Here is a 21,437-nt window from a genome sequence, read left to right as displayed (position 1 = left end):
GCTTTCCTCAGCGCGTCTGTTCCCCCGCTCTCCTGAAAGGACACGCCCCATGGCGCGCACCCTCATCCTCGTCAAGCCCGACGCCTTCGCCAAGAACCTCACGGGCCAGATCCTCGCCCGGTTCGAGGCCAAGGGCCTGTCGATCGTCGCCCTCGAGCTCCAGCACCTGAGTCGCGAGACGGCCGAGGCCCACTACGCCGAGCACCGCGAACGTCCGTTCTTCGGGGAACTCGTTGACTTCATCACCTCCGGTCCGCTCGTCGCCGCCGTCCTCGAAGGGGACGAGCATGCGGTCAAGGCGGCCCGCCAGGTGATCGGTGCGACCAACCCGCTCGAGGCGACGATGGGCACCATCCGCGGTGATTTCGCGACGAGCATCGGGGAGAACATGGTCCACGGCTCGGACTCGGACGAGTCCGCCGTCCGTGAGGCCGCGATCTTCTTTCCGAACCTCTGAGTCGCCCCCGCCTCATCCTCGCCTCCGGATCGCCGCAGCGCCGGGCGATCCTCGAGCAGCTCGGCGTCCCCTTCCAGGTCGCGGTGTCCGGCGTCAGCGAGCTCGACGCCGGACCGCCGGAGGAGGTGGTGCTCGAGAACGCCTACCGCAAGGCGCGAGCGGTCGCCGGGCCTGGGGGAGCGGAGCTGCCGGTGCTTGGCGTCGACACGGAGGTCGCCCTGGGCGGGACCGTCCTCGGGCAGCCGGCGGGCGCGGCTGGCGCCCGGGAGATGCTCGGTCGGCTCAGCGGGCGTGCGCACCGCGTCCTCTCGGGCGTCTGTGTGATCGAGGGCGAGCGGGTCCGCACTGCCGCTGCGGCGACGACCGTCCGCTTCCGTAGCTGTCCACCGGAGCTGCTCGACTGGTATGTCGCCACGGGTGAGTGGGCGGGCCGGGCGGGCGGATATGCGATCCAGTGCCGGGGGGTCGCCTTGATCGAGGGGATCGAGGGCGACTACAGCAACGTCGTCGGCCTGCCGGTGCCGACCCTGCTCGACCTGCTGGGCGACCTCTTGCAGTGAGCGCTTCGGCACACGAGTGGGACGGGATTTGCGGATAGACTCCCGGCACGGGCGCGAGTCGGCTGACACGGTGTGAGCTTCCCTCCTGCGCCGCCCCACGACCGACCTCGACGGTAGAGCACCCATGGGCATCTTTGGATATATGACGGGCTTCGGCGGCCGTGACATGGCCGTCGACCTTGGAACCGCCAACACTCTCGTCTACGTACGCGGGCGCGGAATCGTGCTGTCGGAGCCGAGCGTCGTCGCCGTCGACTCGCGGACCGGTGAGGTCCACGCGGTGGGGATCGAGGCCAAGCGGATGCTCGGTCGCACCCCGGGCACGATCAGCGCGATCCGGCCGCTCAAGGACGGCGTCATCGCCGACTTCGAGGTGACCGAGGAGATGCTGCGCCATTTCATCCAGAAGGTCCACCAGAATCGCTGGGCCCACCCGCGCGTGGTCGTCTGCGTTCCCTCGGGCGTCACCGGGGTGGAGAAGCGGGCGGTGGAGGAGGCGTGTCTCTCCGCCGGAGCCCGGCAGGCCTACCTGATCGAGGAGCCGATGGCCGCGGCCATCGGCGCCGGGCTACCCGTCGGCGAGCCGACCGGGTCGATGGTCGTCGACATCGGCGGGGGCACCTCGGAGGTCGCGGTGATCAGCCTCGGCGGGATCGTCGTCTCCCAGTCCATCCGGGTCGGCGGCGACGAGCTGGATGAGGCGATCATCAACTACGTCAAACGCGAGTACAAGCTGCTGATCGGCCAGCAGACGGCCGAGGAGCTGAAGCTGGAGATCGGCTCGGCGTTTCCGATGGCCGAGGAGGTCCAGGCGGAGATCCGCGGGCGGGACATGGTCAGTGGCCTGCCCAAGACCGTCGTGCTCACCTCCGAGGAGATTCGGGGGGCGCTGGAGGAGCCGGTCTCCCAGATCATCGACGCGGTCAAGGAGACCCTCGACCGGACCCCACCTGAACTCGCCTCCGACATCATGGACCGGGGGATCATGCTCGCGGGCGGAGGGTCGCTGCTGCAAGGGATCGACGAGCGTCTGCGTCACGAGACCCAGATGCCCGCGCACCTCGCCGAGTCGCCGCTCACCTGCGTGGCGGTCGGGTCGGGGCGCTCGCTTGAGGAGTTCGAGGCGATTCACCGCTCCTCCCGGAATGGCCGCAACCGCCGTCGGCGCTATTAGCGGTCCACTTATGCTGGTGTGCTACGAAGTATCGGCCGCCGTGCAGGAAACGACTTCGGAGATCGACCCCGCATGCAAGACAAGTATGTGCGGCGCCGACGTGCGGTTCTCGCCGTCCTCGTCGCCGTTTCGCTGATACTCCTCACCGCCTACTTCGGGGAGGCCGAGAACAGCCCGCTGCACTCGCTGCAGCAGGGCATCGTCGCCGTCTTCACGCCGATCCAGGACGGGGCCTCCAAGGTCCTCTCCCCGGTCCGTGACCTCGCCGGGTGGGTGTCCTCGACGCTGCACGCCAAGTCCCAGAACGCTCAACTGCGGGCGCTGAACGCTCGGCTCGACACCGAGCTCGCCCAGGACGGCACGGCACTGGCCGCCTACACGCAGCTCAGCGGAGAGGTCAAGCTCACCAACCGGCTCAACCTGCGCCAGGACGGGCCGGTGTACGCGAACGTCACCACCTACAACCCGGAGGTGTGGTACGAGACGATCAAGCTCGACAAGGGCTCGGGAGCGGGGATCGCCGCCGGTGACCCGGTCCTCAGCGCCCAGGGGCTCGTCGGTGATGTCTCCGACGTCGGCTCGAACTTCGCGATCGTCTCCGAGCTCAGCTCGCCGAAGTTCGCCGTCGAGGCGCGGATCCTCTCCAGCGCGAACAACAACGCCGTCGGCACCCTCCAGCCGGCTGTCGGCAACCCGACGACGCTGCAGGTCAACTACCTCTCCCCGAGCGCGAACGTCGCGACCGGTGATGAGGTCGTCACCGCCGGGCTGAGTGACCCCTCCAATCCGGCCGTGCGCTCCCAGTATCCGCCCGGCATTCCGATCGGGACGATCTCGAGCTTCAACTACAACACGCTCGTCGACAACGGGACCGTCAACGTCAGCCCGAACGTCGACCTGCGCAACATCACGCAGGTCGAGGTCCTCACGCGGGTGGGCGGATGACGCGCGACCGCGACCATCCCTGGCGCCTGCCCGCACGGATCGCCCTCGTCGGCTTCGTCGCCGTCCTGCTGCAGGAGGCGATCGTGTCCCAGATCTCGATCTTCGGGGTGTCCGCTGACGTCACGCCGCTCGCGGTCGCGGCGATCGGCCTGCTCTGTGGTTCGCTGCCCGGCGCGATCGCCGGCTTCGGGATCGGCCTGTTCGTCGACCTCGCGCTCGTCCAGGAGCTCGGCATCACCAGCCTGCTCTACATCCCGATCGGCTATTGGGCGGGGCGGCTGCGCGAGTTGCGTGACCCCAGCCACGACCTCGTCCCGCTCGGAGTCGGAGCGCTCGCGACGCTGTGGGCAGGTCTCGGGATGACGGTGATCCAGTTCGTGCTGGGGGTCGACAGTCCTGTCAGTGGCCTGCTCTTTCAACAGATCTTCATGTCCGTGCTGATCAACACGCTGATCGCCCTGCCCGTCCATCACGGCGTCCGCCGGCTGCTCTCCGGAGCGGTCCCGTCCGGGTCCGGGGGAGCGCGGCGCCGGTACACGAGTGGAGCGCTTAGCCCGCTCCAGCAGCCGTCCGAGCGCCTCCGTGGCGGCCGTATGAGGCCGGCGCGATGATCGGCCCGGCCGGTGGCGGGCCGACCCGCGTCGACGATCGCGTCGGGCCGATGAATCCGCAGCTGGCGGTCCGGGTCGCGATCGTCGGGTCGATCGCCCTCGTGATGTTCGCGGTGATCTTCCTGCGCCTGTGGTTCCTACAGGTCCTCAGCGGCAGCCAGTACGTCGCCCAGGCGAAGACGAACATCGTCCGCCGCGTCCCCGTCCCGGCCCCGCGCGGCTCGATCCTCGCCGCCAATGGCGCCGTCCTCGTCAACTCGGTGAAGGTGCCGGCGATCCTCGTCGCGCCCCAGACCCTTCCCGTCCCGCTGACCGCGACGCTCGCCGGGGTCAACGACCCTCCCGCCGACCAGCGCGTGTACCGGCGCCTCGCCGTCGCGCTCGGGATGTCGACGCGCCCGAGCACCTGCCGCTACACGCTGTCGGTCGACAACGCCGCCGGGACGTTGGTGGCCGCCCACTTCGCACCCAAGCTCGCGGCGATCCCCTGCATCGTCGCCCAGCACGCCGCCGACATCACCCTCGGTACGATCACGGTGGCGACCGACGTGCCCGTCGCCGAGCAGGCCTACATCTCCGAGCACGAGACCGAGTTCCCCGGGGTGGAGGTGAGTCAGGTGTCGCTCAGTGAGTACCCCCAGGGGGCGCTCGCCGCCCAGATCCTCGGCACCGTCGGCGCGAACGCGAACTCGGCGACCGGCGGCCCGCTGTTCGGCAACGTACCCGCGTACGATGAGGTCGGCCAGACCGGGCTGGAGTTTCAGTACAACCGCTACCTCCAGGGCCACGACGGGTACGCACGGGTCGAAGTCAACGCCCAGGGCCAGTATCAGGGGGAGACGACCCCGGTCCCGCCGACGCCGGGCGACAACCTGAGGACGTCGATCAACCTCGGACTCGAGCAGGTTGGAACCCGTGAGCTGCAGGCGGCGATCAACAACGTCGGCGGTAACTACGGCGGCGCGTTCGTCGCGATGAACCCGGTCAACGGCCAGATCGACGCGATGGGATCGCTACCGAGCTACAACCCGTCGATCTTCAACCACCCGCTTACCCAGCAGCAGTACGACCAGCAGTTCGGCGCCAACTCCGGGGACCCGCTGCTGGACCGCGCGATCCAGTCGGTCGGTCCCGTCGGCTCGACCTACAAGGTGATCACCGCGACCGCCGCACTGCAGTCCGGGCAGTGGCAGCCCAACGAGACCTTCGACGACGCGACCGGGCAGTTCTGCGTGTCGGGCCAGTGCCTCAGCAACGCCCCCGGCGACGGCGCGCTGGGCAACATCAACATCGAGCAGGCGATCGAGGTCTCCGACGACGTCTTCTTCTACCACCTCGGCGCTCTGATGAACGTCCAGAACCCGTTCACCCAGCCCCAGGGCGGCGCGCTGCAGGCGTGGTCGAAGAGATTCCAGATCAACCGCGCGCCGGGGATCGATCTCCCCTACGCGGCGGCGGGCACGATCCCGACTCCCGCCTTCGTCGAAGACCGGATCAAGGCCGAGGAGCAGTGTGACGCCGGGACGGGGCCCTACCGGTACTACGAGGTGGTCGGCGGCCAGTACCAGTTCTCGGCGACCCCGGCCAAGGGCTACGTCAAGACGCCCGTCCGTCCTCAGGGCTACTGCGGCATCGCCCTGCTGCCCAACCCCGGCTGGACCGTCGGGGACAACATGCACATGGCGATCGGTCAGGGGGACGTGCAGGTGAGCCCGCTCCAGCTGACGATGGTGTACGCAGCGATGGCCAACGGCGGCTACCTCGTCACCCCGCACGTCGGCGAGCAGATCGAGACTCCCAGCGGTCAGGTCGTCGAGAAGATCAGCCCGGGACCGCGGACGAACCTGCACATCAGCCCGGTCAACCTCCAGACGATCGACACCGGCCTGCGGCTGGCGGCCAGCGGCCCGATCGGCACCTCCACGAACGTGATGGGCAGCTTTCCGCTGCCGGTGTACGCCAAGACGGGCACCGCCGACTACATCCCGACCTCGGGCCCGAACAAGGGCGTCGACACGGCGTACGCATGGTATGCCGCCTACGTGCCGCCGTCGGCGACCTCCAAGCCGATCGTGATCGTCGTCTGGGTCGAGGACGGCGGCTACGGTGACGCGACCGCGGCGCCGGTCGCGCGGGAGATGCTCTCACAGTGGTTCTACGGCCACACGAGCTCGTTCACGATCGGAACGTCGGCGTTCCATTGAGCTCGATCAGCCCTCTCCGCCTGACCGAGCCGGTCACCCGCCAGCGCGCGCGGCGGGCGATCATCTTCGACCCGCTGCTGCTGATCGCCGCCGTCGGGCTCGTCGGCTGCAGCCTGATGGTGCTGCGAGACATGCGCGTCAGCTACCCCGGCTACGTCTCCAAGCAGGCGCTGTACGCCGGCGTCGGGATCGTCGCCTGCATGCTCGTGAGCCGCTTTGACTACTCCCGCCTGCGTGAGTACCGCTACGCCGCCTACGGGCTGCTCGTGCTCCTCAACCTGATCGTCTACGCGATGCCGGCGATCCAGAACGCCCACCGTTGGATCCCGTTCCCGCTGTTCAACTTCCAGTCCTCGGAGTTCGGCAAGCTGCTGCTCATCCTGTCGCTCGCGGCCGTGATGGTCGAGCGCTCCCGCCGGCCCCAGTCCGGTTGGCGGACGACCTTCCGGATGCTCGCGATGGCGCTGGTGCCGGCACTGCTGGTGATCGGCCAGCCCGACCTCGGAACCGGTCTCGTCTACGTCACCGTCGGGGTGGGGATCCTGTTCTTCGGCGGGATCGGCTGGAAGCAGCTCGCCGGCATCGGCGGGCTCGCCGTGTTCGCGGCCGTGATGGTCATCGCCGTCGGACCGGCGGTCGGGGTCAACGTCCTCCATGGCTATCAGAAGCAGCGGCTGACGACGTTCATCAACCCGCCGAAGGTGTGCGGCCAGAACGACTCGACCTGCTACCAGCTGCAGCAGGGCCTGATCGCGATCGGCGCTGGCCAGAAGACCGGGCAGGGGATCAAAGGGGCCTCCCAGATCCAGGGCCTGTTCGTTCCCGTCGCCGACGCTGACTTCGTCTTCGCCGCCCTCGGCGACTTCTACGGTTTCGCTGGCGCTGCGCTCGTGCTGTCGCTGTATGCCCTCCTGATCTGGCGGGCGATACGGATCATGACGATGGCCAAGAACCTCTACGGAACCCTGCTCGCCGGCGGGATTCTCTCGATGCTGATGTTCCAGGTGTTCGTCAACGTCGGGATGACGATTGGGATTATGCCGGTGACCGGCGTACCGTTGCCGTTGATGTCCTACGGCGGCTCATCGGTGCTCGTGACCTTTCTCGCCATCGGTCTGCTGCAATCGGTCTACATCCAGGCCCGGCTCGCCAGTGGAGCCAAGGCCAGAGTTCTTCTCGTGTGAACCGCGTCGCGCGGCCTCTGCGCCGCGGGTCACACAGCAGTCGCAGTGACTTTTGCCGTCTTTTCCTAAGGAAGTAAGAAATTGAAGAAGCAGGTTCTGGTCAGCGTCGACCGCGGGGAGACCCGGGTGGCGTTGCTCGAAGCAACCGGTCCGGTCCCCGACCGCAAGGCCGCCGCGTCCTCACGCCGCCGCCGCCGGCCCGCGAACCCGGCCGCGGGCTACACCGTCGCCGAGCTGTACCTCGAGCGCCGCGGGGCCCGCTCGATCGTCGGCAACATCTACAAGGGCCGGGTCGACAACGTCCTGCCGGGCCTCGAGGCGGCCTTCGTCGACATCGGGCTCGATAAGAACGGGTTCCTCCACGTCGACGAGATCGTGCTCCCCGGCGTCGAGGTCGCCCGCCGGGGGCGCGGCACCGGTAAGGACGCCAAGCCGATCACCGAGCTGCTCAAGCCAGGTCAGGAGATCGTTGTCCAAGTCGTCAAGGATCCGCTCAAGACCAAGGGGGCGCGGCTGTCGATGGACCTGACGATCGCCGGCCGCTACATGGTCTACGCGCCATTCGGTGAAGGGATCGGCGTCTCTCGCCGGCTCGAGGACAAGGAGCGCGAACGCCTGCGCAAAGAGGCCAAGGCCCTCGATCTCCGCGGGGGCGGGGCGATCATCCGCACCGCCGCCCATGGCGCGGTGCGCACCGACCTGGAACGGGAGATGCAGTACCTGTTCAAGCTCAACGAGGTGCTCCAGAAGCGGGTCGAGGCGACCGCCGGCCCGACGCTCGTCTTCCAGGAGGCCGACCTGTCGGTGCGGGTCGTGCGCGACATCTACTCCGAGGAGTTCGAACGGGCGATCGTCGACGACGAGAAGCAGCACCATCGGCTCGTCAGCTTCTTCAGCCGGACCGCACCCGAGCTGGTTGAGCACGTTGAGCTGTGGAACGAGGACCGGCCGATGTTCGAGGCCTACGGCGTCGAGAAGGCACTCACCTCGACGCTCAACCGCCGTGTCGACCTGCCCTCCGGCGGCTACCTGATCATCGACTACGGCGAGGCGCTGACGGTGATCGACGTCAACTCCGGATCGTTCACCGGCTCGGGGAAGGGTGCCCGGCTCGAGGACACGATCACCCGGACGAACCTCGAGGCGGCCGAAGAGGCCGTCCGCCAGCTACGGCTGCGCGACATCGGCGGGATCATCGTCATCGACTTCATCGACATGGCCCGGGCCCGCAACCGTGACGCGGTGCTCAAGACGCTGCGTAAGGCCCTCGATGAGGACCGCACGAAGACCTTCGTCGTCGAGATCTCGCCGCTCGGCCTGGTGGAGATGACCCGGCAGAACGTCACCGAGGGGGTGCGCGAGATCATGACGCGCCCCTGTCCGACCTGTGCCGGGGAGGGCGTGATCAAGTCCGAGGAGACGATCGCGATCGAGTTCGAGCGGCGGATGCGCGAGCTCGCCACCCACACCGAAGCCGAGGCCCTCCTCCTGCAGATGAACCCCCGTGTCTCCGCCGAGTTCACCGGCCACGACGCGAAGGTGCTCGTCCAGATCGAGTCCGAGACGGGCAAGTGGTTCCACTTCGAGGGCTCGGAAGGGCTGCCGCTCGAGCACTTCGCGGTGCTGATGGAGGCCGACCGTGAGGAGGTGCTCGAGCGGGCCCTGCCCTTCCGGGAAGGGGAGGAGGTGTACGTCAACATCGTCGAGCCGCACATGTACAGCCCCGGTGACGCGGTCGCCAAGGTGGACGGGTACATCATCCAGGTCAAGGGGGCTGAGGACTCCGTCGGGCACAAGCGCCTTGTCCGGATCGAGGAGGTCGGTCGCACCTTCGCCGTCGCGCTCCCCCTTGATGAGCCGCCGCTCGACGATGAGCCGATCGGGGAGATCGAGCCGGAGCCCGCCGAGACGGTGGATGACGATGAAGTAGAATCAGCTGGACGCCGTCGTGGACGGCGCGGTGGTCGGCGTGCTGCGCCCAAGGCGGAAGCCGCGATCGCCCCCGACTCTCCCCCCGAGTGAACATGTCTTACGCAATCGTCAAAACCGGCGGCAAGCAGTACCGCGTCCATGAGGGACTCACCTTCCTCGTCGAGCGTCTCACCGCCGCTGAGGGCGAGAACGTCACCCTCGCGCCGCTCCTCTACGTCGACGGCGAGCAGCTGCTCGACGGCGACGGCCTCAGCAGCGTCGAGGTGTCAGCCACGGTTCTCGCCCACGAGCGCGGCCCCAAGCTGCGGGTCGTCAAGTTCAAGCCCAAACGCGGCTACAAGCGACGCAACGGGCACCGTCAGAACCTCACCCGTCTGAAGATCACCTCGATCACCGCCAAGTAGAAGGAGAACCGACGGACATGGCACATAAGAAGGGCCTCGGCTCCTCCCGCAACGGTCGTGACTCCAACGCCCAGCGACTCGGCGTGAAGGTGTTCGCCGGCCAGAGCGTCACCGGCGGTGAGATCATCGTTCGCCAGCGCGGCACGAAGTTCAAGCCCGGCGTCGGCGTCGGCATCGGCAAGGACGACACGATCTTCGCCAAGTCGGCGGGAACGGTGCAGTTCACCACCGGCTGGCGCGGACGCGTGATCTCGGTGGCTCCCGCCGCCGCCGACGTCAGCTGACTCAAGCCGACCGCTCGGTCCCGTTCAGACGCCGGCCGCTGTCACCGCGGCGGTGCAGAACGGGCACCGGGTCGCCTTGGCCGAGATCGAGGACGTGCACTCGGGGCAGGACCGAACCGACGTGTCGTCCTTCTGGAACAGCTCATACGGCTTGACGACGAAGAAGAAGATCGCCACCGCGGTGAAGAAGAACGTCAGGGCGACGTTGACGAGGTCACCGTAGAGGAAATGACTGTGGTTGATGGTGAACGTGAGGCTGGCGAAGTTCGCCTTCCCGAAGATGAGGGCGATGATCGGGGTGAGGATGTCGGCGACGAGCGCCTTGATCAGCGCCGCCGTCACCGTGCCCATGACGACCGCGACCGCCAGCGTGATCAGGCTGGCCTGGAAGAGAAACGACTTGAACTCCGCGATGAGACCCTTCATGTGCGTGTCTCCTTGGCTGAGAGGGACTGATGCCGCCATCATTCTCCACGCGCGGCGATTGCCCTTCGGGGACGGGAAGCCGCTGAGATGAAGGACCGGGCACGGATCCATGTCACCGCCGGCGGCGGGGGCGACGGCTGTCTCTCCTTCCGCCGAGAGGCGCACGTTCCCAAGGGCGGCCCGGACGGGGGGGACGGTGGCCGCGGAGGGGACGTGATCCTGCTCTGTGACGACTCCCTCCGCGACCTCGAACACTTCCGCCGCGCCTCCCACTTCAAGGCCAAACGCGGTGGCCGCGGCCAGGGGGCGGGCCGGCACGGGGCGGACGGGGACACGCTCACCCTCAAGGTCCCGCCGGGGACCGAGGTGGTCGTCGAAGCCGACGGCACCCGGCATGACCTCGTCACGGCCGGGCAGCGGGCGACCGTCGCCGCCGGCGGCTCCGGCGGGCGTGGCAACGCCCGCTTCGCCGGCCCGACCCACCAGACCCCGCGGTTTGCCGAACGTGGCCTGCCCGGAGAGGAAGGGTGGGTCACCCTCGCCCTGAAGCTGCTCGCCGACGTCGGGCTCGTCGGGTTGCCCAACGCCGGCAAGTCCTCGCTGCTCTCCCGGATCACGCGGGCGACGCCGAAGGTCGCCGCCTACCCGTTCACGACCCTGTCCCCGGTCCTCGGGACGATCCACTCCGACGACCGGCAGTTGATCATCGCCGACATCCCGGGCCTGATCGAGGGAGCGGCCGACGGAGCCGGGCTCGGACACGACTTCCTCGCCCACGTCGAGCGGACGCGCCTGCTCGTCCACGTCCTCGACCTCGCCCCCCTCGACGGATCCGACCCGGTCGAGAACCACGCGACCGTGGAGGCGGAACTGGCCCGCCACGAGCCGCGGCTCGCCACCCTGCCGCGGATCCTCGCCCTCTCCAAGGCCGACCTTGTCACCCCGGAGGTCGCCGCGGCCACCGTGGCGGAGTGGACGGCGCGCCTCAACCCCGGCCACCGCGAGTCGCGGGACCCGTGGGAGAGCCCGGAGGACGCCGGCGAGGTCCCGGTGCTCGTCACCTCGGCGGCCACCCGCCAGGGCCTTGACGAGCTTGTCGCGCTGCTGCTGCGCCGGGTGCCGCTCGTGCCCCCCGCGGATGCCGGCGCGGCGCTCGCCGGTGCCGGGCCCACAGCCGGCACCGGCGCCACCGACCTCGGACAGCTCGCCGCTCACCGGACCTTCCGGCCCGGACCCCGGCGGGGGTTCACCGTCCGCCCCGACGCGGACGGCGGGTTCATCGTCGACGGACCCGCGGTGCAGCGGCTCGTCGCCCGCTATGACCTCGACAACGAGGACGCGCTCGCCCACCTCGAGAAGCGTCTGCGCGGCATCGGCGTGATCGCCGCCCTGGAGGACGCCGGCTTCGAGCCGGGCGACGACGTCGTCCTCGCGGGCATCGCCTTCGAGCTCGACCCCTGACGCTGCCGTGGCCCCGATCGTCGTCAAACTCGGCTCCTCCGTGGTCGCCGACGCCTCCGGTAGGGTCCGGGAGGAGGTGCTCGCCGGCGTCTGCGATGAGATCGCCGCCCTCCACCAAGCCGGTGCCGAGCCGGTGATCGTCACGAGCGGCGCGATCGCTCGGGGCCTGGCGGTGCTCGGCGGGGGACCGGGGCCGATCGAGCGCCCGCGGGGCCTCGGTGAGCTGCAGGCTGCCTCGGCCGTCGGGCAGGGAAAGCTCTACCGCGTCTATGACGAGTTGCTGTCCGCCCGGGCGGTCCCGACCGCGCAGGTGCTCCTCACCTTCTTCGACATCAGCGCCCGCACCCACTACCTCAACGCGCGCCAGACCCTGCGCCAGCTGCTCGCGTGGAGGGTCGTGCCGGTCATCAACGAGAACGACACGACGACGACGGATGAGATCTCCTTCGGGGACAACGACTTCCTCGCCGCCCAGGTGGCGATCCTGCTCGGCGCCGAGCTGCTCGTGCTGCTCACCGTCGCCGGCGGCGTCTACACCGCCGATCCGCGCGTCGATCCGACCGCGACCCTCGTCGAGGTCGTCGAGGACTTCGACGCCCTCGACGGCCTCGACATCGGCCACCAGACCTCGGCGCTCGGGTCCGGGGGGATGCGCTCGAAGGTCGTCGCGGCCGAGATGGCGACCGCGGCGGGGATCGACACGGTGATCGCCGGCGGGTTCGTCCCCGGGGTGATCGGCCGGGCGGTCACGGGGGAGACGGTCGGCACCCGCTGTGTCGCCCAAGCCGAGCGGGTCTCCTCCTTCAAGTTGTGGCTGCGCTACGCCAAACCGACCCGCGGCCAGATCCACGTCGACGCGGGCGCCGCAGCCGCGCTGTCGGTCGGCGGAACGAGCCTGCTGCCGGTCGGGATCACCGCGGTGACCGGTGGCTTTGACGCCGGGGATGCCGTTGAGGTCGTCGCCAGGGACGGCAGTGTCATCGGGAAGGGGATCTGCGGTTATTCGTCGGTGGAGCTGGCGCGGGTGCAGGGCCTGAAATCGGCCGCGGTCCGGGAGGTCGCGCCCGACTCCCCGGATGAGGCGATCCACCGCGACTACTTCGTGCTGGTTTAATCGGGCTTTCCCATGGCGATTGTCCGTCCATCCATCCCTGAGCAGTGCGTGGACGCCAAGGCGGCTGCGCGCGTCCTCGCGACCCTCTCATCCGCAGTCAAGGACCGGGCCCTGCGCGCGATCGCTGACGCGCTCGTCGCGGCCACCCCGGCAATCCTCGAGGCCAACGCCGCCGACCTCGAGGCCGGGCGGGCCGACGGGCTGGCGCCGGCCCTGCTGGACCGGCTCACCCTCGACGTGGGCCGGATCGCCGCGATGGCTGACGGGGCCCGGGCGATCGCCGCGCTGCCCGACCCGGTCGGAGAGGTGATCGACGGCCGCCGGCTCCCCAACGGCCTCGATGTCCGCAAGGTCCGGGTCCCCCTCGGGGTGGTCGCCGTCGTCTACGAGGCCCGTCCGAACGTCACCATCGACGCCGCCGCGCTGTGTGTGAAGTCCGGCAACGCGGTGCTCCTGCGCGGTTCGCGCTCGGCCGCCCACTCCAACGCGATCCTCGGCAGCATTGCGGCGGAGGCGGGTCAGGAGGCGGGCCTGCCCGATCACTGGCTTACCACCGTTGGGGGCGGCGACCGGGCCGAACTGGCCGAACTGGCGACCCAGGCCGGGCTCGTCGACCTGATCATCCCCCGTGGCGGTGAGGGGCTCAAGGCCGCCCTCAAGGGGGTGGCGACCGTGCCGGTGATCTTCGCCGCCTCCGGGAACTGTCACGTCTACGTCGATGCGAGCGCCGACCTCGCCGCCGCGGAGGCGATCATCCTCAACGCGAAGGTGCAGCGCCCGGGGGTGTGCAACGCGGCCGAGACCCTGCTCGTCCACGCCGACGTCGCCGACCGGTTCCTCCCCACGGCACTGCCCGCGCTCGCGGCGGCCGGGGTGATCCTGCACGCCGACGGTCGGGCCCGGGCGGCCGTTCCCGGATTGCCGATGCTTCCGGCGACCTCTGAGGACTGGGAGACCGAGTACCTCGCCCTCGACCTCTCCGTCGGGGTCGTCGACTCGCTTGCGGCGGCGGTCGCCCACATCAACCGCTACGGCAGCGGCCACTCCGAGGCGATCGTCACCGCTTCGGCCACGGCGGCACGGACCTTCCAGAGCGAGGTCGACGCCGCCTGTGTCTACGTCAACGCGTCCACCCGGTTCACCGACGGGGGCGAGTTCGGGATGGGGGCGGAGATCGGCAACTCGACCCAGAAGCTGCACGCCCGCGGTCCGATCGGGCTGCGTGAGCTGTGCAGCACCAAGTACCTCGTCGAGGGCTCCGGTCACGTCCGCGCCTGAGCTCCCGGCGCTGGCGCGGATCGGCGTCCTCGGCGGCACGTTCAACCCGCCCCACCTCGGCCACCTCCTCTGCGGCCAGGAGGCGCTCGTCGGGCTCGGACTTGACCGGATCCTGATGGTGCCCGCCGGCGCGCCTCCGCACAAGCCGGTGGAGGCCGATCCGGGGCCCGCCCAGCGTCTCGCCCTGTGCCGGGCGGCGGTTCGCGGAGATCCTCGCTTTCAGGTGTCCGACATCGAGATGGGGCGCGACGGTCCGTCTTACACGGTCGATACCCTCAATGCACTGCACGAGAGCACCCCGGAGAGCGAGCTGTACCTCATCGTCGGCGGAGATGCCGCCGCCGGCTTTCGCAGCTGGCATCAGCCCGAGCGGGTGCTCGATCTCGCGACCCTCGCGGTCGCCAATCGGCGCGGCACCCCGCGCGCGGCGATCGAGGCGGCCCTGACGGGCCTCCCCGGTGCCGACCGGACCCGCTTCTTTGCGATGCCGCGGATCGGCATCTCCTCCACCGACATCCGCGCCCGGATCCGCGACCGTCGACCGATCCGCTACCTCGTCCCCGACGCGGTGGCGAGCCACATCGCCGAGAACGGCCTCTACCAGAAGGTGAACCCCTCAAGATGACCCCTGAAGCCATCGTCGCCGCCGCGAACGAGTACGCCTCCGACGTCAAGGCGGTCGACCTCGTCACGCTCGACCTGCGCGAATACATCTCCTACACCGACTACTTCCTCATCTGCACCGGCCGGTCAGACCGGCAGGTCAAGGCGATTCACGACCGGATCGCCGAGGGGCTCAAGCATGAGCATCAGTTGCTGCCCGTCCACGTTGACGGTGCCGCGTCCTCCCAGTGGATCCTGATGGATTACGGGGACGTCGTGATCCACATCTTCACCCAGGAGATGCGCGAGTACTACCAGCTCGAGCGCCTGTGGGGTGAGGCGCCGACGCTCGCCGATCTCAGCGCCTCCGAGGCTTGAGCTCAGCGGCGCCTACAGCGCCGCAAGCAGCTTCGGTGCGACCTGCTTCTTACGGCTCATCACGCCGGGAAGCTCGATCACCCGGCCGTTGGCGGGCACCCCGAAGGCCCGGCTCACCGCGGACGCGTCCCCGGCGACGAGCAGGTTTGTGCCCTTCTCGAGGATGTCGGTGACCATCAGCGCGTACACCTGAACCCCTTTGGCCTCACGAGCGGAGGCGAGCGCCTCCAGCAGCTCGTCGGTCCGCTCGAGCAGTCCGTCTCCGACCACCTCGACCTGGGCGACGGTGAACGGGGCGCCGCTGCCGCCCTGGAAGTCCTTCGCGTCCCGGCAGACGAGGTCGGCGGCGGGAACGTCGGAGACATCGGCGGTCGCCTCGAACATCTCCCGGCCGTAGGAGACCGGGTCGAGGCCGAGCAGCTCACCGAGGTACTCGACGGCGCCCGCGTCTCGCTCGGTCGTCGTTGGCGAGTTGAGGATCACCGTGTCCGACAGCACCGCGGAGAGGAGCACCGCCGCCGCCTCCGGCGACGGCTCCAGCTCGCAGTCGCGGAACCGTTCGACGACAAGCGTCGCCGTCGAACCGACCGGGTCGAAGGTGGCACGCACCGGCACCTTCGTCTCGATCGAGCCGATGTGATGGTGGTCGAGGATCTCGACGATCTCCGCCTGCTCGATCCCCAGCACCGACTGGGCCTGTTCGGCGTGGTCGACGAGGATCACCCGGCGCCTCTCCGGTGAGACGAGGTCGGCGCGGGTGACGAGGCCAACCGGGCGGCGGTGATCGTCGACGACGACGGCTGTCCCGTGATGGCTCTCCTTGATCTGCTCGGAGACGTCGGAGACGAGGTCGTCGCACTCGGCGATGAGTGGATCGCGCTCCATCACCCCGCGGCACGGAGCGGCGAGGGTGATCATCCGGGCGGAGACGTAGCTGTCCAGGGGCGACACGATCACCGCCGCCCCGTGCTCCCGTGCCAGGGCGACGATCTCGCTCCGTGGGCGCGACCCGTTGGAGAGGACGAGCAGGGCGATCCCCCGTTCGATGATCATCCGCTGGGCGTCCGGGCGGTTGCCGATCACGACGACGTCGCCCTCGGTGATCCCGGTCGGGCTGTCGAGGTCCATCGCATAGGCCCACACCCGGCCTGACAGCGGACGGTCCTCTCCGCAGATCAGCTCGCCCTCCAGCACCCCGGCGACCGCGTGAACGTAGGTCGCCTCGCGCAGCTTGGAGGCCTCGCGGGACTCGCGGATGTAGCGTCGGGCGAGGGCCCGGCTCGTCACCACGCCGCTGAGGAGCCCGTCGGCGTTGACCACCGGGATCAGCTCGACGTCGGCCCGGGCCATCGCCAGGCCGGCTTCACGGACCGGATCGTCCTCGCCGATACACGGGAAGTCGGTGCTCATCACGTCGGAGGCGCGCAGCATCACGTGGGTGAGCAGTTCGGGGACCGCGACGCCGGCGCGCTGGAGCACCCAGGTCGTCTGCGGGTTGAGTTGGCCAAGCCGGACCGGTCGGTACTCGTTGTCGGGGTCGACGCGGCGCTTGAGCTCGGCGAGGCCGATCGCCGCGCCGATCGAGTCGGTGTCGGGATTGCGATGGCCGGATACGTAGACGGGTCTCACATCGAGATTATCTCCGAACCGGAGAAGAAAAAGGTGTGCTCCCACCGCGCGGACCCGGTAGGTTTGCGCTGCTCCCGTTCCGCCGCCCGAGAAAGGCTGGTCATGCCGTCGGCTCCGAAGATCCTCCCGACCCAGATTCCCGAGGGGGCCGCGCCCGGCGTGCGCTACCGCCTCGAGGGCGAGCTCGTTCCGGTCCTCCACATGGCCCTCGACGGCAGCGTGCCGGTGTTCTTCGAGCATCACGTGCTGCTGTGGAAATATCCGACGATGCAGCTGGGCCTGCATCCGCTGCGCAAGGGCCTCGCCCGCCGCGCCTTCGCCGGAATGCCGCTGCTCCTGCTCGAGGCCCAGTCGGCGGGGGAGCTCGCCTTCAGCCGCGACGCTCCCGGGCACATCGCGGCGCTGCACCTCCAGCCGGGCGAGGGGGTGATCGTTCGCGAGCACCAGTTCCTCGCCGCGAGCGGACACATCCAGTACGACTACAGCCGGGTCAAGGGGTTCGCGAACATGATGTACGGCGGCGGGTTTTTCGTCGACCAGTTCCTCGCCGGTGGCGGTGAGGGGGTCGTCTGGGTCCACGGGTACGGGAACGTGTTCGAGAAGGTGCTCGAGCCGGGAGAGGCGATCGACGTCGAGCCGGGCGGCTGGCTCTACCGCGACCACTCGGTCGCGATGACCCAGGAGGTCTACGGGTTCAAGACCGGCTTTCTCTCCGGAGCCGGCCAGCTCGTCTTCAACCGCTTCGTCGGCCCGGGCCGGGTCGGGATCCAGTCGGCCTACTACCACCCACCCGGAGCTGAGACCGGGGCGGGCGGGGGACAGGGGGCGGCTGTCGGCGCCGGTGGTGGTGGGCTGATGGGCGGACTCATCGACGGCCTCCTCAACAACTAGGACGGGGACGGCGCTGATGGGGTTCGCCCCTGGCCACCTTGGCGCCCACCCGCTGCCGAGTGGGATCTGTGGCGCCCTCTCGCTCACCGGCTACCAGCTCCTCGCCGAGGTCGGCGGGACGGGCGCCGGCCGGCTCGGCAGCCAGGCGTTCCTGATCGTCGCGCCCGATCCGGCCCCCGGTACGGTTGACCTCGGAACCCAGATCGTCCTCCATCAGGCGCGTCTGCGGGATGAGGCGGAGGCGAGCGCCTACGTGGCGCTCGCCGCCCAACTCGGCCTGCTGCGTCTGTCCGGATACCGGGTCAGCCTGGAGCGGGCCGGGCTGCGCTCCACGCTCGCGCTCGTCAACCCCGCAACCGGGGCGGTGGCGGTGACTGTTCCCGAGCGCATCAAGGGACGGTTGCTCGGCGGCGGCGTGACCGCGGGAGCGCTGCTGGAGACACTGCGCGGGCTGCCCCCGGCCGGTCCGCCACCGGACCTCCGCCAGCCCGAGGTCCTCCGTGAGACACTGCTCGCGCTCGCGCTTGGTGATGACTCACTCGGCGGAGTGGAGGCGGCGGAGACGGCTGACCGCGCCCTCACGTTGATGCGCTCTGACGGCCGCCTCGATCCACAGCGGGCTCTGGAGGCGGCCAAGGACCCCTCCCGGTAGATCGGTGCGGCGGGGCGGGCGTCGTGGCCTCCGGCGTCGAGGCCGATGAGGGCGGCGCCCCGGCGCGGGCGTACGGCGTGGCAGTACCGTCGCTGGAACAACCATCCGAAGGAGAGGTTCCATGGACGACCCACACACCCAACCTACGGCCTCTGAACCCCGGGACAGTCAGGTCGTCGGCGCCCAGGTGGCGCCCGACAGCCGCCTCGATCGCATTCTCGCCGTCGTGCCCCAGGCGCTGTCGAGCCACACCCACATCATCTTCCTCGGGGTGCTCGGAGTCTATCTCGTGATCCTGCCGCTGCTTGGGGTGAACGTGAGCGCACGAGCGGAGTTGATCGGCGGCAACTACACGAACGTCACCTCCGATCTGGGGGCATGCATCGCCGCGGGCCTGACCGTCCACCTGGTGCGCCGGGAACGGACCCGCACGCAGGAGATGCGTGACCTGTTCTCTCACATGCACCGGCGCCATGACGAGATGAGCGCGCAACTGGCGGCGCTCACCGTGGCGGCCGGACGGAACGCGGGGGCGGATCCGGGTGCTCCGGGGGGCGGAGTGGCCCCGGGCGCCTGACCGCTGCCCCGCTCACCCCATGGCGGAGGAACTCCATCTCCGGGCCCCGCTGCCGGCGGTGCCTGTCGGATGAACCAACGCCGTTGTCCCGCCCGCCAGGTTAAGCTGGTCCCGTGAGGAGGCTCTGGCTCGCATTACTCGGCTCGGTGCTCGTCGCGCTGTTAGCCGTGCCGCTGGCAGGTGGACATCCCCGCCGCGTTGAGTACCCCCGCCGCGGGCATCCCGCCCGGCACCATGAGCATCATCGCCACCGCGGGCACCCGGTCCACGGCTTCCCCCCCCGCCACCGGCGCGCGGTGCCGCCGACCGGCCCGACGCTGCCCCTCGGCCACTCTGGCCGTTGGATCACCGACGCGGCCGGCAGGGTCGTGATCGTGCACGGCTTCAACATGGTCTACAAGCTCGCGCCGTACTACCCGGCAGCAGCGGGCTTCGACAGCGCGGATGCGGCGTTCCTCAAGGCCAACGGCTTCAACGCCGTGCGAGTGGGCGTGATCTGGAAGGGGCTCGAACCGCAGCCCGGAGTGTTTGACACCGCCTACCTGAGCCAGATCTCCGACACCGTTGACATGCTGGCCCGAGACGGGATCGTCTCCCTGCTCGACTTCCACCAAGATCAGCTGAACGAGCAGTTCGCGGGTGAGGGGTTCCCCGACTGGGCGATCCAGACAGGGGGGCTGCCGAACACGCACACCGCTTTCAGTGCCGGTTACCTGCTCAACCCGGCGCTGCAACATGCGCTCGATCAGTTCTGGAGCAACGCCCCGGGGCCGGACGGCATCGGCTTGCAGAGCTGGTTTGCCGGCGCTTGGCAAGCGGCCGCCGCGCGCTTCGCTGCCAACCCGGCGGTGCTCGGATACGAGCTGTTCAACGAGCCCTTCCCGGGGACGCTGTGGCAGCAATGCCTGCTGGTCACCGGCTGCCCGCTGTTCGACGCCCAGCTCGAGTCGTTCTACCGGCTCGTTGACCGCGCGATCCGCTCGGTCGATCCTCGCACGCTGGTGTTCTACGAGCCGAACGTGCTGTTCAACAACGGGGTGAACACGACCCTGCCGGCGCTGGGTGACCCACAGGCCGGATTCGCCTTCCACGATTACTGCCTCACCGCACCCAGCTCGGGGACCTCTAGCTTCTGCACCACCTCCAACAACCTGGTGTTCAGCCACGCGCTCGCACACGTCGCCCGGACCGGCGAGGCGCTGCTCGAGACCGAGTTCGGGGCCACCAACAACGTCACGCTGCTGAAGGACGCCGTCGCCCGCGCCGACCGCAACATGGTCCCGTGGATGGAGTGGGCGTTCTGTGGCTGCCACGACCCGACGACGGTGGGGCCCGGTGATGTTGAGGCGGTCGTCCGCAACCCGTCGCTGCCGCCGCGCGGCACCAACGTGATCTGGAGCACTCTGCGAGCGTTGACCGAGCCCTACCCGCAGGTGATCGCGGGCATCCCGCTTTCCTTTGGCTTCGATCGCGCCACGGGCGAGTTCGACCTGCGCTACAGCACCGCCAGGGCCGGCGGCGGCAGCCTCCCGGCGGGTGCGGTCACTGACATCGCGGTGCCCGCGCTCGACTATCCGCACGGCTACTCGGTGATCGCCGACGGCGCTCGAATCCTTTCCAAGCGAGGGGCGCCGGTGCTGCAGCTCGTCGCCTGCCCGTCTGCACGGGCGATCACCGTCGCCGTCACCCGCAGCGGGATCACCCAGGCGGGCTGCCGGCGCTGAGATGGGTTTAGGGCAAACGTGAACCCCTGAAAGTGGAGCTAAGGGGATTCGAACCCCTGACCTTCGCGCTGCCAGCGCGACGCTCTAGCCAGCTGAGCTATAGCCCCGAAGGGTGGGCCACACGGACCCCGGGCGAGAAATATAGAACGTGCCCGCCCGTCGGCCAACTGTGAGCCGGTCGCCGCCCTCAGCCGCGGGGCATGAACTCGGGCACATCGAGGCCGTCGCCAAAGTCAGGCCCGCCGCGCGCCGGCGAGCCGCGGCGGCCGCTCCGCCCCTGAACCGAGTCGCTCGGATCAGGGGCGCGGAGACGCCCGTCCGGGTCGACGCGCTCGATCTGCAGGAGCATCGTCGAGTGCAGCGCCTGCACGTCCCGCATCAGGCGGCCCGCGTTGGAGCGCATCGCCTCCCCGAGCTCACGCAGGTCGGTGACGATCTCCTGGCCGTCGGCGCTCACGAGCCCCGCCGCCTCCCGGGCCCCCCGGATCAGCTCGCGAGCGCGCTGGGCGGCCTCCTCCTCGATGCGCTTCGCCTCCGCGGCCGCCTCGGCGAGCACGGTGTCGGCGTTCTCCTGGGCGCGAGAGATCGTCGCAAGGGCCTCAGATGTCGCCTGCTCGCGGTGGGCGTCGGCGGTCATCCGGATCCGGTCAGCCTCCGACTGGGCCCGCGCGACGATGTCGCGCCCCTCGGAGGTGGCGCGTTCGACGGTCTGGCGTCCGTCCTGTCCGGCCGCCTCGCGGATCCGGGCCGCCTCCTCCCGCGCGTTGGAGACGATCTCCGACGCCTCCGCCTCGGCGGCCCGGATGCGATGGTCCGCCGCCCGGTCGGCCTCGGCGATACGGTCCCGCATCCGCCGCTCCGCCTCCAGCCGGATCTCCTCGCCGGCCGCCTCGGCGGCAAGGATGATCGCGGCGACACGCTCGTCCGGGGGGGCAGGTGTGACCATCCC

General features: G+C 69.5%; 22 protein-coding genes and 1 tRNA gene. 19 read left to right on the top strand and 4 right to left on the bottom strand.

Annotation, left to right across the window (positions count from 1 at the left end):
• Positions 1-49: 49 nt before the first annotated feature.
• From ndk to rpmA, 10 genes are all read left to right on the top strand, one after another.
• Entirely contained in the window at positions 50-457 is a 408-nt protein-coding gene (gene ndk, locus M3M55_RS13410; RefSeq protein WP_249010004.1) for a nucleoside-diphosphate kinase, read from the top strand.
• Complete coding sequence (locus tag M3M55_RS13405; protein ID WP_371878764.1) at positions 454-1,017, top strand: nucleoside triphosphate pyrophosphatase; 564 nt, start codon at positions 454-456, stop codon at positions 1,015-1,017. The genes ndk and M3M55_RS13405 overlap by 4 nt, the downstream gene beginning before the upstream one ends.
• 124 nt (positions 1,018-1,141) lie before the next feature.
• The gene (locus tag M3M55_RS13400) at positions 1,142-2,191 is read left to right on the top strand and encodes a rod shape-determining protein (RefSeq protein ID WP_305883306.1); all 1,050 of its coding nucleotides are present in this window, start codon (positions 1,142-1,144) and stop codon (positions 2,189-2,191) included.
• 72 nt (positions 2,192-2,263) lie between these two features.
• A complete protein-coding gene (gene mreC / locus M3M55_RS13395; RefSeq protein WP_249010003.1) occupies positions 2,264-3,136 on the top strand; it encodes a rod shape-determining protein MreC in 873 nt (290 codons plus the stop codon).
• Complete coding sequence (gene mreD, locus M3M55_RS13390) at positions 3,133-3,747, top strand: rod shape-determining protein MreD (RefSeq protein ID WP_249010002.1); 615 nt, start codon at positions 3,133-3,135, stop codon at positions 3,745-3,747. Before mreC ends, mreD begins: the two co-directional genes overlap by 4 nt.
• A complete protein-coding gene (locus M3M55_RS13385; protein WP_249010001.1) occupies positions 3,744-5,951 on the top strand; it encodes a penicillin-binding protein 2 in 2,208 nt (735 codons plus the stop codon). Before mreD ends, M3M55_RS13385 begins: the two co-directional genes overlap by 4 nt.
• Positions 5,948-7,135 carry an FtsW/RodA/SpoVE family cell cycle protein gene (locus M3M55_RS13380; RefSeq protein ID WP_249010000.1) on the top strand — a complete coding sequence of 396 codons (1,188 nt, stop codon included), beginning with the start codon at positions 5,948-5,950 and terminating at the stop codon, positions 7,133-7,135. Before M3M55_RS13385 ends, M3M55_RS13380 begins: the two co-directional genes overlap by 4 nt.
• Before the next feature lie 81 nt (positions 7,136-7,216).
• Positions 7,217-9,157, top strand: coding sequence for an Rne/Rng family ribonuclease (locus M3M55_RS13375; RefSeq protein WP_249009999.1), 1,941 nt, complete (start codon positions 7,217-7,219; stop codon positions 9,155-9,157).
• Positions 9,158-9,159: 2 nt separating this feature from the next.
• Complete coding sequence (rplU, locus tag M3M55_RS13370; protein ID WP_249009998.1) at positions 9,160-9,471, top strand: 50S ribosomal protein L21; 312 nt, start codon at positions 9,160-9,162, stop codon at positions 9,469-9,471.
• 17 nt (positions 9,472-9,488) lie between these two features.
• The gene (rpmA, locus tag M3M55_RS13365) at positions 9,489-9,755 is read left to right on the top strand and encodes a 50S ribosomal protein L27 (protein WP_249009997.1); all 267 of its coding nucleotides are present in this window, start codon (positions 9,489-9,491) and stop codon (positions 9,753-9,755) included.
• 24 nt (positions 9,756-9,779) lie between these two features.
• Here rpmA and M3M55_RS13360 read toward each other — a convergent pair whose 3' ends face one another.
• Positions 9,780-10,181: an MscL family protein gene (locus M3M55_RS13360; protein ID WP_249009996.1), complete on the bottom strand. Its 402-nt coding sequence runs from the start codon at positions 10,179-10,181 to the stop codon at positions 9,780-9,782.
• Between the two features lie 87 nt (positions 10,182-10,268).
• Here M3M55_RS13360 and obgE point away from each other — a divergent pair, with 87 nt between their 5' ends.
• The 5 genes from obgE to rsfS are packed head-to-tail and all read left to right on the top strand — an operon-like array spanning position 10,269 to position 15,015.
• Positions 10,269-11,642, top strand: coding sequence for a GTPase ObgE (gene obgE / locus M3M55_RS13355; protein WP_249009995.1), 1,374 nt, complete (start codon positions 10,269-10,271; stop codon positions 11,640-11,642).
• A 7-nt stretch (positions 11,643-11,649) separates the two neighbouring features.
• Positions 11,650-12,756, top strand: coding sequence for a glutamate 5-kinase (proB, locus tag M3M55_RS13350; protein ID WP_249009994.1), 1,107 nt, complete (start codon positions 11,650-11,652; stop codon positions 12,754-12,756).
• Positions 12,757-12,768: 12 nt separating this feature from the next.
• A complete protein-coding gene (locus M3M55_RS13345) occupies positions 12,769-14,034 on the top strand; it encodes a glutamate-5-semialdehyde dehydrogenase (RefSeq protein ID WP_371878701.1) in 1,266 nt (421 codons plus the stop codon).
• Positions 13,979-14,659 carry a nicotinate-nucleotide adenylyltransferase gene (gene nadD / locus M3M55_RS13340; RefSeq protein WP_249009992.1) on the top strand — a complete coding sequence of 227 codons (681 nt, stop codon included), beginning with the start codon at positions 13,979-13,981 and terminating at the stop codon, positions 14,657-14,659. Before M3M55_RS13345 ends, nadD begins: the two co-directional genes overlap by 56 nt.
• Positions 14,656-15,015: a ribosome silencing factor gene (gene rsfS, locus M3M55_RS13335; protein ID WP_249009991.1), complete on the top strand. Its 360-nt coding sequence runs from the start codon at positions 14,656-14,658 to the stop codon at positions 15,013-15,015. Before nadD ends, rsfS begins: the two co-directional genes overlap by 4 nt.
• Positions 15,016-15,027: 12 nt before the next feature.
• Here rsfS and M3M55_RS13330 read toward each other — a convergent pair whose 3' ends face one another.
• A complete protein-coding gene (locus tag M3M55_RS13330) occupies positions 15,028-16,644 on the bottom strand; it encodes a putative manganese-dependent inorganic diphosphatase (RefSeq protein ID WP_249009990.1) in 1,617 nt (538 codons plus the stop codon).
• A 102-nt stretch (positions 16,645-16,746) separates the two neighbouring features.
• On the opposite strand from M3M55_RS13330, the gene M3M55_RS13325 reads away from it, so the two are divergent.
• The 4 genes from M3M55_RS13325 to M3M55_RS13310 all read left to right on the top strand — a co-directional run bounded on the left by M3M55_RS13325 (position 16,747) and on the right by M3M55_RS13310 (position 20,488).
• Positions 16,747-17,535 (top strand): AIM24 family protein, encoded by a 789-nt coding sequence (locus M3M55_RS13325; protein ID WP_305883305.1) that lies wholly within the window; start codon positions 16,747-16,749, stop codon positions 17,533-17,535.
• Positions 17,536-17,551: 16 nt separating this feature from the next.
• Positions 17,552-18,187, top strand: coding sequence for a hypothetical protein (locus tag M3M55_RS13320; protein ID WP_249009989.1), 636 nt, complete (start codon positions 17,552-17,554; stop codon positions 18,185-18,187).
• Between the two features lie 121 nt (positions 18,188-18,308).
• Positions 18,309-18,764 (top strand): hypothetical protein, encoded by a 456-nt coding sequence (locus tag M3M55_RS13315; protein ID WP_249009988.1) that lies wholly within the window; start codon positions 18,309-18,311, stop codon positions 18,762-18,764.
• Positions 18,765-18,877: 113 nt separating this feature from the next.
• Positions 18,878-20,488: a cellulase family glycosylhydrolase gene (locus M3M55_RS13310; protein ID WP_249009987.1), complete on the top strand. Its 1,611-nt coding sequence runs from the start codon at positions 18,878-18,880 to the stop codon at positions 20,486-20,488.
• 33 nt (positions 20,489-20,521) lie between these two features.
• Here M3M55_RS13310 and M3M55_RS13305 read toward each other — a convergent pair.
• Positions 20,522-20,595 (bottom strand) — tRNA-Ala (locus tag M3M55_RS13305).
• A gap of 80 nt (positions 20,596-20,675) precedes the next feature.
• Positions 20,676-21,434 carry a hypothetical protein gene (locus M3M55_RS13300; protein ID WP_249009986.1) on the bottom strand — a complete coding sequence of 253 codons (759 nt, stop codon included), beginning with the start codon at positions 21,432-21,434 and terminating at the stop codon, positions 20,676-20,678.
• Between the last annotated feature and the right edge of the window lie 3 nt (positions 21,435-21,437).

Origin of the sequence: Conexibacter sp. DBS9H8 (assembly GCF_023330685.1) — a bacterium.
In the GTDB taxonomy this organism is placed as follows: domain Bacteria; phylum Actinomycetota; class Thermoleophilia; order Solirubrobacterales; family Solirubrobacteraceae; genus Palsa-465.
The sequence above is the reverse complement of the archived record's forward strand: the minus strand, read 5'-3'. Positions and strand labels throughout refer to the sequence as shown.

Excerpts from the sequence above, each read along its gene's own strand:
- ndk (WP_249010004.1), top strand. The coding sequence starts at position 50 with ATGGCGCGCACCCTCATCCTCGTCAAGCCCGACGCCTTCGCCAAGAAC.
- M3M55_RS13400 (WP_305883306.1), top strand. The coding sequence starts at position 1,142 with ATGGGCATCTTTGGATATATGACGGGCTTCGGCGGCCGTGACATGGCC.
- mreC (WP_249010003.1), top strand. The coding sequence starts at position 2,264 with ATGCAAGACAAGTATGTGCGGCGCCGACGTGCGGTTCTCGCCGTCCTC.
- mreD (WP_249010002.1), top strand. The coding sequence starts at position 3,133 with ATGACGCGCGACCGCGACCATCCCTGGCGCCTGCCCGCACGGATCGCC.
- M3M55_RS13385 (WP_249010001.1), top strand. The coding sequence starts at position 3,744 with ATGATCGGCCCGGCCGGTGGCGGGCCGACCCGCGTCGACGATCGCGTC.
- rplU (WP_249009998.1), top strand. The coding sequence starts at position 9,160 with ATGTCTTACGCAATCGTCAAAACCGGCGGCAAGCAGTACCGCGTCCAT.
- rpmA (WP_249009997.1), top strand. The coding sequence starts at position 9,489 with ATGGCACATAAGAAGGGCCTCGGCTCCTCCCGCAACGGTCGTGACTCC.
- M3M55_RS13360 (WP_249009996.1), bottom strand. The coding sequence starts at position 10,181 with ATGAAGGGTCTCATCGCGGAGTTCAAGTCGTTTCTCTTCCAGGCCAGC.
- obgE (WP_249009995.1), top strand. The coding sequence starts at position 10,269 with ATGAAGGACCGGGCACGGATCCATGTCACCGCCGGCGGCGGGGGCGAC.
- M3M55_RS13345 (WP_371878701.1), top strand. The coding sequence starts at position 12,769 with ATGGCGATTGTCCGTCCATCCATCCCTGAGCAGTGCGTGGACGCCAAG.
- rsfS (WP_249009991.1), top strand. The coding sequence starts at position 14,656 with ATGACCCCTGAAGCCATCGTCGCCGCCGCGAACGAGTACGCCTCCGAC.
- M3M55_RS13325 (WP_305883305.1), top strand. The coding sequence starts at position 16,747 with ATGCCGTCGGCTCCGAAGATCCTCCCGACCCAGATTCCCGAGGGGGCC.
- M3M55_RS13320 (WP_249009989.1), top strand. The coding sequence starts at position 17,552 with ATGGGGTTCGCCCCTGGCCACCTTGGCGCCCACCCGCTGCCGAGTGGG.
- M3M55_RS13315 (WP_249009988.1), top strand. The coding sequence starts at position 18,309 with ATGGACGACCCACACACCCAACCTACGGCCTCTGAACCCCGGGACAGT.
- M3M55_RS13300 (WP_249009986.1), bottom strand. The coding sequence starts at position 21,434 with ATGGTCACACCTGCCCCCCCGGACGAGCGTGTCGCCGCGATCATCCTT.